This is a genomic window from Chitinophaga flava, assembly GCF_003308995.1.
Classification (GTDB): Bacteria; Bacteroidota; Bacteroidia; order Chitinophagales; family Chitinophagaceae; genus Chitinophaga; species Chitinophaga flava.
Map to the genome: position 1 here is coordinate 2,902,431 of NZ_QFFJ01000002.1, position 15,089 is coordinate 2,917,519.

Sequence of the window (15,089 nt, forward strand, 5' to 3'; positions counted from 1 at the left end):
GTTGTCAGTAACCTGCAATCATTCATCAGTTTAATCCTGCGTTAACATGTCTTTATACACCCGGACCACCTTTACCATCGGCGAAAGTCGCTTTTCCTCTTTTCATTCCCTGCAGCTGTCGCAGACCATTCAGGGACATCACACATTTGAGATATTGATTGGTTATGACTGGCTCTCCCAGCTCGGCAAAGGCCTGTTCACCGCCGGCAGGGAATTCCTCGGAAAGGAAATCAGCATTACCATTGAACCCGTAGCTGCGCCAGGGACTTATAAGCCGCTGCAATTCAACGGGATCGTGACTGGCATCAACGCCGGCAAGGAAAGTGATGGCACCCATGGCTTCTGTATCGTTAAGGGATATAGCCCCACCATTCTGCTGGAAGACGATCCCCATATCGCCAGCTTTGAAATGAAATCCCTGCAGGAGATCGTATCTCAGGCGATGAAAGGAGCCAGTCCCTACTGCAGCTCCCCATCCATCAATCCTTCCACCACTGAAGCACTGAAATATATCGTACAATACAAGGAAACCACCCAGCATTTCCTGGAACGCCTGGCTGCCCGCTATGGCGAATGGTATTTCTACGACGGACAAAAAATCGTATTCGGCAACTATAGCCCGCAGGAAACTTCCCTGACCCATCAGGTAGACCTGGTCGATTTTGACCTCGGTCTGGAAGTACAGCCCAACAATACCCGGTTTACAGGCTATGAATACCGCCGCAACCAGGTAGTGGAAAATGAAACCACTGCACAGCCCTCCGGAAAAATGAACCAGTATTCCGCCCATATGCAGGACGTGAGCGACCGCTTATATCGCAAAACATCCTTGCACAAGCTGAATCACGGCTTCGACAGTGCCGCTAAGGAAACAGTGGACGACTTTACCCTCCTGCAGAAAAAAGGACGCCAGGCCCGTATGGTGGTGCTCAAAGGTACCAGTCAGCATACAGCCCTGCGTATAGGCGATATCATCTCCATCAATGAAAGTGTATTCGGCACCGCCAATCACGGCCAGTTTGTAGTAACGCGCCTGGAACATATGTGTACGGAAAACGGCCTGTATAAAAATACATTTGAAGCCATCCCTGCAGATACAGCCATGCCTGAAATCAATCTGCAGCCCCTGGCCGGCTGTGAGCCACAAAGCGCCATCGTTACCGACAACAACGACCCCAAAGGGCTGGGCCGCATCCGTGCCCGCTTCCGCTGGCAGCAACAAGGCTCCACACCCTGGATCAGACTTATCGCTCCCCATGGCGGCAGCGGTAAAGGGTTTTATTTTGTGCCCGAACTCGGCGAAGAAGTATGGATAGGCTTCGAAAATGGTAATCCGGAAGCTCCCTATGTGATGGGCACCGCCTATAACGGTGACGCCAAAACGGACTACGGTGATCCTCAGAACAATATCAAAGCCATCCGTACCCGCAGCGGCCATACCATCCGCCTCGATGATGCCGACGGCGCCGAAAGTATTACCATCACCGATAAAAACGGCAACGTCATCCAACTGGATACCGCCGGAAAAAATATCCATATCACCGCGTTGGAGTCTATTAATCTCACCGCCAAAAATATTAATCTCAAAGCTTCAGAAAACGTAAGTGTAGACGCAGGCAAAAACGTGGAAACTACCGCCGGCGCCGATGTGAAGGTGACTGCCGTTGATGACTATACGCTGACAGCCACCAACATCAGTGAAGAAGCTCATGAAGATATTACACAAACAGCCCTGGATGCTATGAAAATGCGTTCTGCCACCATGAGCATGTATACCACCCTCGGTGATATCAAAATCATCGGCAGCGGTACCACCATCCTGCAAGGCAACAAAATGGTCAAGATCTCAAAAGGCTAATCTCAGCTCCCAAATAAATCAAATATAGCCCAGGACTTTAGTCCTGGGCCACTTTATAATAATATATCAAACGTCGGATTGTTCGAGCAGACTGATTTTGATCCTTTTGTACATGCTCTTTTTGTCCAGTGCCAGTTCCAGTTCTGACAATACCTGCAGCATGTTTGCACTGGCTTCCTCCAGCCATTTCTTATTCTCATCCCGGATCACAGCCAGCACAGGGCTGAGTTTTTTATAGGTCTGTTTACCGGCGGCTGTCAGGGAGATCAGCCTTCTGCGTGCATCTTTGCTGTCGGTGGTGGTTTTGACCAGTCCATGTGCCAGCATCTGTTCTACAAACTGTACCACTGCCGGATGGGTGAGCTGCAACGATTCAGATATCTCAGTAATGCCCAGTTGTTTTTGTCTGACAAGTAGTTCCAGAATCAGGTACCATCGCGCCTCAAAGGCCAGGCCGGCTTCTTTATATATCCTGCTTACATCCTGCGAAAGGCGATCGCTCAGCCTTTTCAGACGGGTGGCCAGTGCCAGTTCTTCCAGTTCATTAACGAGATTCATGGAACTAATATATCAATTTTTACCCGGCCCTCCGTTTTTCTTCTTCTGCGCCACCGGTCTTTTTACTGCTGCTATTGCCAGTGCTTTTACCGAATTTATAATTGAAGGTAAACGTCAATACACGGCTGTCTCTCCGCTGAAGAAATGTCTCACCATAACCCGTCAACCGGGTGAAGGCACTGGTGCGGCTGGAACCAAAAACATCAGACAGGTTCAGCTTGAGGGACGCTTTTTTATGCCATAGCTGCCGTTGTGCGCCGATGTTCACAAACCAGAAATCCTTCAGGTCCAGGAAACCATAGTAGGAAGGGCTGTCATAACTACCGGTGATCTCCAGGGTGGTGTTGGCATTTATGATCACGGTATTGGTGGAATTGAAGCTGAAAGTGACCCTGCTGGCATTCAGATGGGTATTGACAAGATCGCCTTTGTATTCTCCGTAATATACCAGCGCATCGTTGGTGCTGTTCAGCCATTTGCCGACAGTGATCGGAAAACTGAAGCTGAAGTTGTAATAATTGTAACGGGCAAGGTTGCGGCCTGTCTGGATCACGCTATTGGGAAGCGTGTCGGGAGACAGCACCATCAGGATATTATCAGTAGTGGTACTGAACCCGATTTTGGTGACATACTTTTCCAGGAAGGTATGGGTCAGTTCCGCCGACTCCGTGATTTCCGGATTCAGATAGGGGTTACCGGTAGCGTAGGTCAGCGGGTCCAGAAATACCTTGAAGGGATTCAGATCTCTATAGGAGGGCCTGTTGATCCGGCGGCTCACAGATAAGCCCAGGTCATGTGTTTTGTTGAAAGTATATCCAATATAACCGCTGGGGAAGAACTGAGTATAGTGGCGGTCAAAGTTGTCTTTACTGGTCACCTGTACTCCTTTGGCATTGGTGTTTTCCACGCGTAGGCCTGCCTGTATGCTGAGTCGGGGCCATTTTTTGGATGCATTCAGATAGGCTGCATGGATGTTTTCATCATAGATAAAATGGTTGCTTTTGCCCGCATCTAGTATATCCGTGCCATTGCTCCTGTCAAAAAAACGAACATCGTTATCAGCCTTTACCCAGCTGCTTTTGATGCCGGCATCCAGCTTTGCGTCGATAGCTTTCAGGGGCTGGGTATAATCTGCTTTTACAGACCGGATAAGAAGATCGCCCTGAAGATCGCCGTAGAGTACATAGGACGGCTTAACCGGATAGTGGTAGGAGGTGGTGTAGTTCTGGGTTTCACTGGAGGTAAACCGGGCGTAGTCCAGGTCCAGACTTAATTCTCTGCCAGTGGTGTCCAGTTTATGTTTGTAGTTGAGGTTGATGCTTCCATTGTTTCTCTGAGGATGATTATCACCGAGGGTCAGGAAGGAGCCTGCTTTCTGTTGATGTGCATCAAGAGACTGACCATCACTATGTGTAGTGATGTCATTTTTGCTGAAGATGCCGTTGGCCACAATGCCTACCACAATGTCTGATGTGAGGCTGTAATCCGCGCCAATACGGGCGTTGTGACTATTTGTGCTGTGGCGGAAAAAGTTCTGATAATTGTTGCTGCCGGTGTATTCATTGTTATTGTCGTAAAACTGCCGTTCAATGGTAAGGTCATTAAAATCCTGCCGGAACGCATAGTTATAGGAACCAAAGATATTGACCCGTTTCAATTTGCTGTTGAAGTTGAATGAAGGGTTCAGTTTGGGATATCTGCCCTGGCCATAGCTGAGAGATGCGTTACCGTTAGTGCCGCTACTGTTCCCTTTTTTGAGGCGGATATCGATAATGCCGGAGGTGCCTGCTGCATCATATTTGGCGGAAGGGTTGGTGATCAGCTCTATTTTTTCGATCTGGTTGGCAGACAGGTTTCTGAGCAGGTTGGCCAGTTCCTGGCCTGACATGGGCACGAGTTTACCATCTATCATGAAGAGTACGCCCTGTCTGCCGCGCATGGCAATGTTATCATTCTGATCGATGGTGATGCCCGGTGCTTTTTGCAGCACTTCAAGGGCGGTGCTGCCGGCGGCAGAGATAGAACTGGCCACATTAAGGACCGTTTTGTCGTACTGCTGCTGGATAAATGGTTTGACTGCCACCACATTGGTTTCGCGCAGGGTGGTGGAGGTGGGCTGCAACCTGATGGTGCCCAGCTGAGTGGTTTGTCGCAGCGTGATAGGAGCGGACAGCCAGGGGCTGTAGGCCATGCTTTGAGTGGCCACCAGGTATTCGCCGGCTGGTATCCGATCGAAGTTGAAATTACCTTGTGCGTCGGTATATTCCAGCTTGACCAGTTTTTTATCAGCTGCTGTCAGCAGCTGTACCACTACATCTTTTGCAGGACTGTTGTCTGCTGTGGCGAAAGTACCTTTAATCGCGTAGGATGCAGGCGTGGTCTGAGAAAATGCATTATTTATGTAAGTAGTAACATAAATTAACATGACAAAGGCATAAATGGATAATCGTTTCATCATTTGGGGAGGATTGAATTTTGAAACAAAAATAGTACGAATGTTTTCGTATTTGTATGGGTAATAGTAATTACTTACATAAATATTTATTGCTGGTTGCCGGAATGGATAAACGGTGTAAGGAAGATAAAAAAAGAACAGGCGCACCCATATAGGCAGGGGCGCCTGTTCTAAAAGTGTTTTGTAGGGGGAGACTATTGTGCTGCCTTTTCCTCCTCTACGCAGGCATCTTTGCGGCGGGTGTCAATGACATACTGGATTTTCCATTTCCCGTTGAGTTTTACGAGCTGGAATACATTAACACCACAGTGGTGGAACTGGCCCTGATAATAATAACGATAGGGCGTCCAAACGGAGGCCAGGGCAGCATCGATATGTATGGCTCCATAGGTGATACGTTCGTCGACATCTCCTTTGGGCGTTTTACCGATTATCTCCGCAAAACGGGCCACGGATACATTTTTAACTTCCGTTTTTCCATTTTCGTTGCTGATGGTCTGAAATACGGCATTAGGGGAGAAACATTCCTTTAAAGTGGTGCTGTCGCTGCTGTGCATAGCGGTAAATAATTTATCTACAGCATGTTTTACGGCGGCTGTGTCAGACTGGGCTTTGAGGGAGGCGGTTGCCAGCAGGCATAACAGGGTAACGTATAGGTAACGCATCTTTTTTGTAACTAAAGTAAGTTATTTATTCCGGTTTGAAATGCTGCCGGATGTGATTGATAAATTGCCGGATCAGCAGATTTTGTTTGTCGAGGTAGGCGGCTTTCCAGGTGCGTTTGCGTAGTGGTGACTTCAGCGGAAGGGTCACGAGGTCCCTGTTTTTCAGGTAGGGGGCTATAGCCCAGGTAGCAAAGATACTAATGCCCATGCCGGCATGGATCATTTCCACGATGGCTTCTGTCAGCTGCAGCCGGGTGATGCTGGCAGGTGGTGATTCCCGGAAGAACTCGTGCAGCCCGCTATAGGCACTGGATTCTTCGGCTACATCATAGGTCAGCAGGTTTTCGGTGGCAAAATCTACGGCAGATAATGATTTGCGGCCAACCAACGGATGCCGGCCAGGCAGTACCGCCACCAGATTGTCGGAAAATAAAGACTGGGTCTGAATGGCCGGATGGGGGGCCGTGTTACTGATGATGGCCAGATCCAGCTCCCCGTTCATCAGATAGGTCAGTGGCTTCTGTGTGGCTGCCACTACTATCGATATCTCCACTTCTGTATGCAGGGCCTTCAGCTGACTGATAACACGCGGCAACCAGTGATAACTGGTATAACACTCCGTGCTGATACGCAGACTGTGTAACCGGCCTTTGCGGCAAGCTTGTATGTCTTCCTGCAGCCGGGCCAGTTGTGGTAATATACTGGTGGCACTCTCCATGATCCTTCTGCCGGCAGGCGTCAGCAACAGCTTTTTATTGACCCGCTCAAACAACTGCATGCCTGCCCGTTTTTCCAGGTCTTTCAACTGATGGCTCAGCGCGCTCTGTGTCAGAAACATTTTATCAGCAGCACGGGTAAGGGAACCTTGCTCCACAATATGTGCTACCAGCTGCAGATCATTGGTTGTAATCATGAGAGATTTTCATTAAAAATACGAAAACTATTCATTTTTATAATGAATGTGGTGCTGCTACCTTTGAATCATAAAATTCATTTTATGCAAACAACCGTAAAACACTTCACAGAACAAAACGTGGATGAGGCGTTTAAACTGGCCAGGGCCACTAAAAAGGCTGTATTGATCGATTTCTGGTCTGTAGGCTGTAAAGGCTGCCTGCGGATGGACGAACTCACCTACGAAGATGAGTCGGTACAGGAATACCTCGAACAAAACTATGTGTTGGTAAAATACAACACCGGCAACCTCACCAAGGCATTTTCAGACAAGTACCTGGTGCATGCCCTGATATGGACCCCGGCGTTGTTTATGTACACACCCGATGGCCGTGTGATCCGTCAGGTAGCCGGTTATCTGTCTCCGCATCAGTTCATCGCCGAACTGACACTGGGCAAAGCGATGCTGCAGGTACGCATCGGACAGCCGGCTGCGGCTATTCCTTTGTTGCAGGAATTGCCTTACAGCAGTGAATATCCTTCCCTGCATCAGGAAGCTTTGTATTGGGCTGGTGTAGCGGCTTTTTTCGCAGCTCACAGGGATTTCGATGCACTGGTACCTTACTGGCAGGAACTGAGAAGCAGTTATCCCGGATCGGTATGGGCGGAGAAAGCAGATTTTCTGCCAGCGTAATGTTAACAGGGGTATAACGGTAATATATATACGTAATAGTTTTTTTCTGCCAGTAAACAACAATGGCCTGTGCAAACTGCTGCACAGGCCATTGTTATGGTATACGGCGTTGCGGATCACGGATTGGCGTTTTCCACGGCGCTTAGCATGTCTGTTATATATTTCTCCAGCTTTTTCTTATCTACCGGATCGAGTTTTTCAGCTGCCACTTTTTTATCGTATTCTTTTTTGAGGTCATTGAGTTTGTCCATGTATTCATTGGCTTTTTTTCCGCTGTTGGTATTGACCAGTTTAGAAAGATACTTATGGAAGTCTTCCGCCAGGCTTCGGGCATTGGCTTTCTGGAAATCCGGCATGGCTATTTTAGACATCGCATGGTCGATATTGGACTGGATGGCAGCAACTACCGCGTTGACAGCGTTTGAATCGCTGGCAGCCTGCTGGGCCACGGATGCGTCAGCAGCATTGGCTGCTTCATTTGCTTTTTCCTTTGCGGCTTTTTCATCTTTTTGTTGTGTATTCTGACAGGCTGAAGCTATTGCCAGACCAGCGAAGAGCAGATAAAACAGTTTTTTCATGGAAATGATTTTAGATCAGGAATAGATGGTCCTGTAGGGAACAACCGATTCCAGCTAATTGTTCATCAGTGGCCTGTGGACTGGCTCTTCAGTTCCAGCTGATGTTTTACCAGTTCAAAATATCTGACATCCTCTTTCTCAAATATTTTTGTTCCTCCCAGCAAATATGCCCGCATCAGGTATTCCCGGGCTTCATGTTCTTCTCCGGTTTCCAGCATGATCTGGCCGAGCCTTAGCATGGTAAAGGCGTTGAGCGATCCGTTTTCTACAATATTGGATTTGGCAGCCAGCAGGTATTGCAGGGCTTCCTGGTATTTTTTCAGCATAAAGCAGGCATCACCGATGGCGGTGTTGAGCCAGCCGCTGTCGCTGAAATACTCTTGTGGAGGGGGTATGAGGTCCAGTGCCTGTATCCATATTCTGGCGGCCTTTGCATAGTTGCGTTCATCATAGGCTTCCTGGCCTTTGGTGTTCAGTGTTTCGATCTGACGGGTAATGTCGGTCGTTATCTCTGCGGATGTAGCGGCATGCCGGGTTCGTTCTGCCTGTATTACTTCCTGCTGAAAATACTGCTGGATAACAACTTCGTCATTCAGTTTGCCATCGGCAATAGTCCTGTAAAACCGGGGCATCCCCTGAAATTCGTGCATCCGCACCCCGTAACGCCTCGCCATGCGGAAGATGGTTTTGGCCTGTGCCGTTTTTTGAAGATACAACAGGGAGGCACCCAGTAAAACATAGGGTTTGGTTTCCCTGACTGGCTCGCCACCGCCTTCCACATCTGCCGCCCACTGACCAGCCAGATTATGTGCTTCATGTAAACGACCGGCTGATAACAGGTAAGGGATATGATTGCTCAACACCAGATACGTATATTTGTTATCAAATTTGGGCTCCGGTACCAGTGCCCAGGCAGCAGCTGTAGTATTGGCTGCCAACTGCACGTCAGATTCCCGTAATCCTTCTGCATCCCGCAGCAGATCATGCAGGATATTTGCTAATTCATCTGGTAAAACGGCGGTTTTTGCATTCTTTTTGGTTACCATAAATGACAGGGGATAATGATGTTGTTAACAAAGTTGAAAGGTAATATTTTTATTAATTGAAACAAGCGCTTTCCCGCAATTGATAAGGATTCTATCAGATTGATATCATCAGGGTTATTCGTAAAATATCATCGATTAACGGTCAGTTAACACATACTTAATTCAACACATAGTGTAAGTTTTCCTGCTTTTTGTTTCTTTAACGGCATATCTGTTTATCACCGTTTTTAACTTGTTTTTATCACCGTTTTTCTTGTACCTGCGGGCATTTCATGTGATGCCCGCATAAAATGCTATCACATATGGTTTCTCCTAATTCAATTCCCTGGTTTGCAAAAATGAGAGCTGAAAATCCGGTTGTGTATGATCCGGAATTTGTTTTTTACTACGGCGTGCAAGGCGCATGGCAGATTTTTTCGCATAAGGAAGCGAAACAAGTGTTGGGTGATTATAATTCCTTTTCCAATTTATTTATCCCTAACCTCGGCAAAAACATCATGGGCAGAAACCTCAACCAGAGCGATCCGCCCGATCACAAAAAACTCCGTTCCCTGGTAGCCAAAGTGTTTGTACCATCGGTTATCTCCAAACATGCTGACTGGATCCGTCAGCAGTGCGAAGACATTATCGACCCGCTGCTCGAAAGAGGGGAGATGGATTTTATCCATGATTTTGCCATTGCATTACCTAACCGCGTGATTGCCCAACTGCTCGGCATTCCGGCAGAAGATCATCAGCAGGTGCATAGCTGGGTTACCACTATCGTTACCAATGTAAAAACAATGGAAGAGATGCAGGCATCGTTTGCTGCGCAACAACAGATTGCTGATTATCTCGACAAAATGGTTGAAATGAGAAGGATAGAACCCCAGGATGATCTGATCTCTCATCTGCTGGCGTCAGAAGTAAATGGTGAAAAGCTCAATAGCGAAGACTTGCTGGGCACAGTAGTAGGTATGTTCCTCGCTGGTTTTGAAACCACTTCTTCACTGCTGGGTAACATTGCCTATACTTTCTGTCACCATCCGGAAGTACTGGATCACTACCTGGATCATCCCGAAGATTTTGACAATATTATCAATGAAGTATTGCGGGTGCTTCCTTCTGCCAAATCCATGACAAGGGTTGCCAAACATGATCTGGAGCTGCACGGGCAGCAGATCAAAAAAGGAGATTACCTTAACGTCTGGCTGATAGCTGCCAACCATGATCCTGAAGTGTTCCCTGAACCTGATAAGTTTGATTTCAGACGTTCTAATCACGCTGATAGCCTCAGTTTCGGACATGGTATCCATTACTGCTTTGGGGTGCCACTGGCTAAAATGGAAACAGAAATAGCGTTAAAAGTAGTATTCTCCCGGATCAGAGATCTCCGGATAAAAGAGGGAGTGAAGATTGAAATGACGCCCAGTACAATTATTACGGGCTTTACAAAATTACCGGTCACGTTCTCTACAGTGAACGTATATCAATAGGGGTTATATCTGGGAGTATCTGTAATACTCCAGTGAAAGAAGCCGGCGATCATTGTCTCTAGTCCGTTCACATACACTTGTATCCTTTTATTCAGCTCTTCCCCAAAATCCGGTAACGCCGCCCTGCAGGATACAAATTCTTTTATTTCATTATCATGAACAGATGCCGCCATCAACACTGCCTCTTCAAGGGTAGTGTTGTGGTGGTATTTGAGCATCATTACCAGATTATGCTCGTCGCCATGTTCCAGTTCCTTACGGAGTGAGAACAGGTCATTGGCCCAGCATACCACTCTTCTGGCGAGAGAGGTGAGGTGTACGATGGCTGGATGCTGCAGCACATACATGGGCAGCCATACGCCGGTGGCCAGCTCATTGATATCGGTACCGATATTGGCTGCAGAAAAAAAGAGGCGCATATGCATGTATTGCGCCACCGTTGGATGTCTTTCCCTGTTTTTGTTGTTTTTGGCTTCCCAGATGGCCGCTTCGAAGGTGGCCTGTACGCTGATCTGGAACTGTGACTGCCAGCTGGGCCTGCTCATCGCATCCAGGCGGATACAGATATCACTGAGCGCATGGAAAAATTTGTTGTCGATGGCAGACACCTTGTGTTTGAGCACATACGAGAAGCCATCCACCAGTTGCTGGAGGTAATTTTCTTCCCGGATGTACGCGGTGGAAGGGTCTACATGGTCCAGTTGCTCGTCCAGCACAAACAGCCAGCTGTATAGATTGTCTATACAGCAGAGCAGTTCGAAGTCCGCTTCCGGCATCGTACGGCAGGTCATCCAGGCCATTTTATACCGGGCAAAATAACGTTCTTCCTCCGCGCTGTTCAGCAGCTGGTATTTGTGGAGGAAGTCGAACGTGTTGGTGGAAACGAGTTCCACGTAAGGACTGATACTGGTGGAAAAGGGGCAGTACAGCCTTGGAATGACAATCTTGGCAGTTTCGGTTTGATTCATAAACAACGACAATCGGTGATAAACAAAAAGGTACCTATTCGCGCAGGTATACGCGAGTTAAAAAAAGGGAAACGGTTGAAACGGTTGTTGATATCTGCTTAAAACTAATTTTTAACGATTGCTCCTGTTAGAAGGTTTTTCACTAATACATCAATCAGGATATTGAAGTCGATAGGCTTGATCATGTAATCGCAGGCCCCTTCCAGTAAAATTTCCTGAATATTTGTTTCATCGGTATCCGCCGATGCGGCTATGACAGGTATATTTTTTAAAGTGGGATTTGATTTCAGTTCTATGAGCACATCCTTTCCCGATTTGCCGGGTAGGCTCATGTCGAGGATGATGATATCGGGCTGGTTAAAGGCTTTGTTGATGGCTTCTGGTCCGTTGTCGGCATGCATGATGGAGAAACCACGTTTGCTGAGCAGGAGAGACAGGTAACGCTGGGTCATGATGTCGTCTTCCACCACCAGTATCTTTTTACCTTCAAAGGAAATCAGGTTGTTTTCACGAAGCTCAATGGTAGCAGATTTGACTTCGCCGGTAAAGGGTACTAACGGTAAGGTGACTACGAATTCTGTTCCTTCTTCCATAATGCTGCGTACCTGGATGGTGCCACCCAGTATTTTTACGAGGTGATTGGTGATATTGAGGCCAAGGCCGCTGCCTTCGGCGAAGTTGATGGTGGTGCGGGTGAACTCCTTGAACAGGGTGGAGATCCTGTCAGGAGAAATGCCGGCGCCCTGGTCTTTTACGGCAACGTACCAGTGGGTATCGTCACGGTAGATGCGGAGGAAGATACTGGTATTGGAACGGGTGAATTTGATAGCATTCACCAGGATGTTATTCACAATTTTTGTGAGCTTGATACTGTCTTCCAGGATGGCAGAAGGAAAGTTGGGTTGTACTTCCAGTTCTATCTTCACTCTTTTTTCATTGGCGAAATACTGGTAGATATTGACGATGTTGGTGATCCAGCTGAAGAGCAGGATGGATTCCTTTTTGACTTCGTCGAAGTTGCCGGTTTCCAGTTTACATTTGTCCTGGGTGTTATTGATCAGGCTTTGCAGGTTACGGCAGGCGATGAACAGATCTTCATCAATTTTTTTCTCGCTTTGGCCTTTGTCTTTGCCAGACAACAGTTTCAGCTGGGCGATGCTGTAGATGGCATTCAGCGGTGTTCTCAGTTCGTGTGTGAGTTCACGTACATAGATATTTTTAGCAGTAACAGCTTTTTCCAGATTGGCCGTTCTTTCCTTTACCTGTTGCTCCAATCGTGTATTGGCGGCATGCAGTTCGCGGTTGAGGGCGGTCAGCTGATGGTTACGCTGACTGATGGTACGAAACAGTTTTGCATTATAATGTACAAGAGATACCAGTGAAACGGAGGTAAGAGTCAGCACTGTAAATGCCGTACAATAATAGATGAAGTTGAGCATCGCGGGGCTAAAGTCCAGCGGCGGCACAAAATGCATAGAGCGGTTCAGCTCCAGGAATAAGAGGGATACTGCTGAAATAACCAGGCAATACGTCTGGGCGGCACCTACTTTGATAAAGGAGAGGCAGCAAATCAGCAGGAAAAGTGTCAGCCAGATTGGGTCCACAGCTGCAGAAAGAATAAGTCCGTAATAGATGATCGCCAGATTGATGATCATCTGAAGCGTAATCCCTGCGGCTACATGCTTTTTCTTTTTATTAAGATAAAGCACGCCGAAAAATACAACGCTTTCGATAACAGTCGCCACAAAAATGGAGAAGTATCCTGAAAGTATCCAATAGGCCGAACCGAGTCCCAAACTCAATAGAATCAGTAGAGCAGTAATAATGTTGATTTTGCTGATCCGGTGATTTTCCTCCTTTTCATAAAGGTTGCTGTTACCTAAATGAAGGAGCGCTTTAAATAATACAGTGATTTCTTTCATCTGCAGTGCAAATTTTCATTGTTGAGGTTAGCTAGAGATGAGTCTTTTTATGGTTATTCTGGGCGGTAGGACTGGAACCTTACAATCATATTCCATCCTGAGGTGTGTGTCGTTAAGCTAAATTTAACAAAAACTTGGCACATAATAGGGTAATTATTTTAACATATTTAAAGATTAACAAAAAAACTGTTACGAATATACCCGCTTATGATGTTACCTCTCTATCCAGATTGAAATATTATTAATGTAAATGATTGAAATTCAGAATATTGATGTGCTCGCCTTTCATAAATTCACCCGGCAGGTTCCAGTGAAATAAGTCATTGCCTCACCGCCGATCTTAACAATTGTTCCCTGATCGGCACAATACAAGGTACCTCCTCTGTCAGATAACTGCCGGGCCAGCAGCTCTTTTTTGCCCAGCTGCCCGCTCCAGTAAGGAATCAGCGAACAATGAGCCGAGCCGGTCACCGGATCTTCAAATATAGAAGCCTGCGGCGTAAAAAAGCGAGACACAAAATCACAGTCACTACCCGGAGCCGTGATCACCACTCCACCAGGATCGAGGTTAATACGGTCCAGCACCTGCCGGTCTATCTGTATTTCCCGGATATCCTCCTCTGACGCATATACGAGCACATAATCCCTGGATTGGAGGACCGCTACGGGCATACGGTCCAATGCCAGCCGGATGCTCTCCGGCAGCTCAACAGGCACCGGCGGCCGGGCAGGGAATTCCAGCACATAACGGGCCCCTTCTACATTTACTTTCAACAGACCACTACGGGAATGAAAACGCAGCACGTCACCGGGATGCTGCAGGATGGTATGGATAACATGGGCCGTAGCCAGTGTGGCATGACCACATAGGTCCATTTCAATTTCAGGTGTAAACCAGCGAAGGGCAAAATCATCTCCTTCAGGAATAAAAAAGGCCGTTTCCGCTACTGCATTTTCCTGGGCTATCTTCAACAGCACCTCGTCGGGAAGCCAGTGTTCCAGTGGCATTACACAGGCCGGGTTACCTGCAAACAAACGATCAGTGAAGGCATCAATCTGGTAAAGGGGAAGTTGCATCATTTCTTCTTTCGTATAAATAGTCATCCGCATCTAAGTTACAGTATTAACGATTATCTCCGTAAATGTAAAGAAGAAAGGAGGCTGTCAGGGAGCGGCTTTTTTCTGCTGGCTTCGTTCATAGATCCGGGTAAACCCTCCGATGATCAACAACAGGACACCCGTCAGGATAATCAGGGCTGCCAGCACTTTGGACCAGAGCGCCTGAAAACGGGTGACAGCGTATATGCCGGTGGCAAAGAGTCCAACGCTAATGATTCCCCAGATCCAGAGTAACAGTTTGTAACCCGCGGAAATGGGCTGTCCGGACGTTATTTTTTTCCGGTAAGGGACAGTCTCCGGCGTGCTGCGGTAATGTGCGGAGAATTCATAAAACTGTTTTCTGCCGATAGCCTCCCAGCCAGTGGTGGAGGAAATCACCGGCTCAAAATAGGCATCACCTTTTTTTACATGGGTATAAAAACTCAGCAGTTCTTCCAGAAACTGGTTCACATTGGCATAAAAACCACTGAATTCTTCGAGGTCTATATACAATATATCATCATGGGAGGGGGTAGCAGCCAGGTAAGCCAGCCACTCGTCGTATAATGGCAACAGGGCAGGATAAACGGTTCCGATATAAGACCGGTGCACAGCCCCGTTTTGAAGGGCCTCGCTCCGGAGAATCCGGATGTCTGTATCAATCGGCTCTCCGTCCATGGATTCATCTGTTGTCTCGTATAACATCTGAAAGGCAGGTTTCACACGTTCAATATCGTGCTTTTCCAGTAACAGCAGCCAGAAGTACGCCAGGCTGTTATTGCCTTCAAACAGTACTTCCTGGTTTTCCGGATCGGTCTTGATCATTAAATATGTCCTGTTGCCCATAAGATTGAATTTTGAGGGTTGTACGATGCTGG

The 15,089-nt window shown here is 47.4% G+C and carries 13 protein-coding genes; 3 read left to right on the forward strand and 10 right to left on the reverse strand.

Annotated features, from left to right (window positions below):
- Positions 1-46 precede the first annotated feature (46 nt).
- Positions 47-1,858, forward strand: coding sequence for a type VI secretion system Vgr family protein (locus tag DF182_RS27420; protein WP_113618948.1), 1,812 nt, complete (start codon positions 47-49; stop codon positions 1,856-1,858).
- A gap of 66 nt (positions 1,859-1,924) precedes the next feature.
- Here DF182_RS27420 and DF182_RS27425 read toward each other — a convergent pair whose 3' ends face one another.
- The 4 genes from DF182_RS27425 to DF182_RS27440 all read right to left on the reverse strand — a co-directional run bounded on the left by DF182_RS27425 (position 1,925) and on the right by DF182_RS27440 (position 6,449).
- Positions 1,925-2,416, reverse strand: coding sequence for a MarR family winged helix-turn-helix transcriptional regulator (locus DF182_RS27425; protein WP_113618949.1), 492 nt, complete (start codon positions 2,414-2,416; stop codon positions 1,925-1,927).
- Positions 2,417-2,435: 19 nt separating this feature from the next.
- A complete protein-coding gene (locus DF182_RS27430) occupies positions 2,436-4,874 on the reverse strand; it encodes a TonB-dependent receptor (protein WP_113618950.1) in 2,439 nt (812 codons plus the stop codon).
- 191 nt (positions 4,875-5,065) lie between these two features.
- Complete coding sequence (locus DF182_RS27435) at positions 5,066-5,536, reverse strand: nuclear transport factor 2 family protein (protein ID WP_113618951.1); 471 nt, start codon at positions 5,534-5,536, stop codon at positions 5,066-5,068.
- A gap of 25 nt (positions 5,537-5,561) precedes the next feature.
- On the reverse strand, positions 5,562-6,449 hold the full coding sequence (locus tag DF182_RS27440) for a LysR family transcriptional regulator (RefSeq protein ID WP_113618952.1): 888 nt from the start codon (positions 6,447-6,449) through the stop codon (positions 5,562-5,564).
- 84 nt (positions 6,450-6,533) lie between these two features.
- On the opposite strand from DF182_RS27440, the gene DF182_RS27445 reads away from it, so the two are divergent.
- Positions 6,534-7,124: a thioredoxin family protein gene (locus tag DF182_RS27445; protein WP_161964286.1), complete on the forward strand. Its 591-nt coding sequence runs from the start codon at positions 6,534-6,536 to the stop codon at positions 7,122-7,124.
- A gap of 116 nt (positions 7,125-7,240) precedes the next feature.
- Here DF182_RS27445 and DF182_RS27450 read toward each other — a convergent pair whose 3' ends face one another.
- Both DF182_RS27450 and DF182_RS27455 read right to left on the reverse strand, forming a co-directional pair.
- The gene (locus DF182_RS27450; protein WP_113618954.1) at positions 7,241-7,702 is read right to left on the reverse strand and encodes a hypothetical protein; all 462 of its coding nucleotides are present in this window, start codon (positions 7,700-7,702) and stop codon (positions 7,241-7,243) included.
- A 65-nt stretch (positions 7,703-7,767) separates the two neighbouring features.
- Entirely contained in the window at positions 7,768-8,748 is a 981-nt protein-coding gene (locus tag DF182_RS27455; protein WP_113618955.1) for a tetratricopeptide repeat protein, read from the reverse strand.
- Positions 8,749-9,086: 338 nt separating this feature from the next.
- Between DF182_RS27455 and DF182_RS27460 the strand changes: the two genes are divergently transcribed.
- Positions 9,087-10,223, forward strand: a complete 1,137-nt coding sequence (locus tag DF182_RS27460) for a cytochrome P450 (RefSeq protein WP_161964287.1) — start codon at positions 9,087-9,089, stop codon at positions 10,221-10,223.
- Here DF182_RS27460 and DF182_RS27465 read toward each other — a convergent pair.
- The 4 genes from DF182_RS27465 to DF182_RS27480 all read right to left on the reverse strand — a co-directional run bounded on the left by DF182_RS27465 (position 10,217) and on the right by DF182_RS27480 (position 15,057).
- The gene (locus tag DF182_RS27465; RefSeq protein ID WP_113618957.1) at positions 10,217-11,191 is read right to left on the reverse strand and encodes a terpene synthase family protein; all 975 of its coding nucleotides are present in this window, start codon (positions 11,189-11,191) and stop codon (positions 10,217-10,219) included. The genes DF182_RS27460 and DF182_RS27465 overlap by 7 nt on opposite strands.
- Before the next feature lie 104 nt (positions 11,192-11,295).
- Positions 11,296-13,113: an ATP-binding response regulator gene (locus DF182_RS27470; RefSeq protein ID WP_113618958.1), complete on the reverse strand. Its 1,818-nt coding sequence runs from the start codon at positions 13,111-13,113 to the stop codon at positions 11,296-11,298.
- A gap of 285 nt (positions 13,114-13,398) precedes the next feature.
- Complete coding sequence (locus DF182_RS27475) at positions 13,399-14,223, reverse strand: PhzF family phenazine biosynthesis protein (protein ID WP_245957576.1); 825 nt, start codon at positions 14,221-14,223, stop codon at positions 13,399-13,401.
- A 54-nt stretch (positions 14,224-14,277) separates the two neighbouring features.
- A complete protein-coding gene (locus DF182_RS27480; protein WP_113618959.1) occupies positions 14,278-15,057 on the reverse strand; it encodes a hypothetical protein in 780 nt (259 codons plus the stop codon).
- Between the last annotated feature and the right edge of the window lie 32 nt (positions 15,058-15,089).

What these genes read in the sequence shown, in the direction of transcription:
- DF182_RS27420 (WP_113618948.1), top strand. Translation starts at nt 47, where the DNA reads ATGTCTTTATACACCCGGACCACCTTTACCATCGGCGAAAGTCGCTTT.
- DF182_RS27425 (WP_113618949.1), bottom strand. Translation starts at nt 2,416, where the DNA reads ATGAATCTCGTTAATGAACTGGAAGAACTGGCACTGGCCACCCGTCTG.
- DF182_RS27430 (WP_113618950.1), bottom strand. Translation starts at nt 4,874, where the DNA reads ATGATGAAACGATTATCCATTTATGCCTTTGTCATGTTAATTTATGTT.
- DF182_RS27435 (WP_113618951.1), bottom strand. Translation starts at nt 5,536, where the DNA reads ATGCGTTACCTATACGTTACCCTGTTATGCCTGCTGGCAACCGCCTCC.
- DF182_RS27440 (WP_113618952.1), bottom strand. Translation starts at nt 6,449, where the DNA reads ATGATTACAACCAATGATCTGCAGCTGGTAGCACATATTGTGGAGCAA.
- DF182_RS27445 (WP_161964286.1), top strand. Translation starts at nt 6,534, where the DNA reads ATGCAAACAACCGTAAAACACTTCACAGAACAAAACGTGGATGAGGCG.
- DF182_RS27450 (WP_113618954.1), bottom strand. Translation starts at nt 7,702, where the DNA reads ATGAAAAAACTGTTTTATCTGCTCTTCGCTGGTCTGGCAATAGCTTCA.
- DF182_RS27455 (WP_113618955.1), bottom strand. Translation starts at nt 8,748, where the DNA reads ATGGTAACCAAAAAGAATGCAAAAACCGCCGTTTTACCAGATGAATTA.
- DF182_RS27460 (WP_161964287.1), top strand. Translation starts at nt 9,087, where the DNA reads ATGAGAGCTGAAAATCCGGTTGTGTATGATCCGGAATTTGTTTTTTAC.
- DF182_RS27465 (WP_113618957.1), bottom strand. Translation starts at nt 11,191, where the DNA reads ATGAATCAAACCGAAACTGCCAAGATTGTCATTCCAAGGCTGTACTGC.
- DF182_RS27470 (WP_113618958.1), bottom strand. Translation starts at nt 13,113, where the DNA reads ATGAAAGAAATCACTGTATTATTTAAAGCGCTCCTTCATTTAGGTAAC.
- DF182_RS27475 (WP_245957576.1), bottom strand. Translation starts at nt 14,223, where the DNA reads ATGCGGATGACTATTTATACGAAAGAAGAAATGATGCAACTTCCCCTT.
- DF182_RS27480 (WP_113618959.1), bottom strand. Translation starts at nt 15,057, where the DNA reads ATGGGCAACAGGACATATTTAATGATCAAGACCGATCCGGAAAACCAG.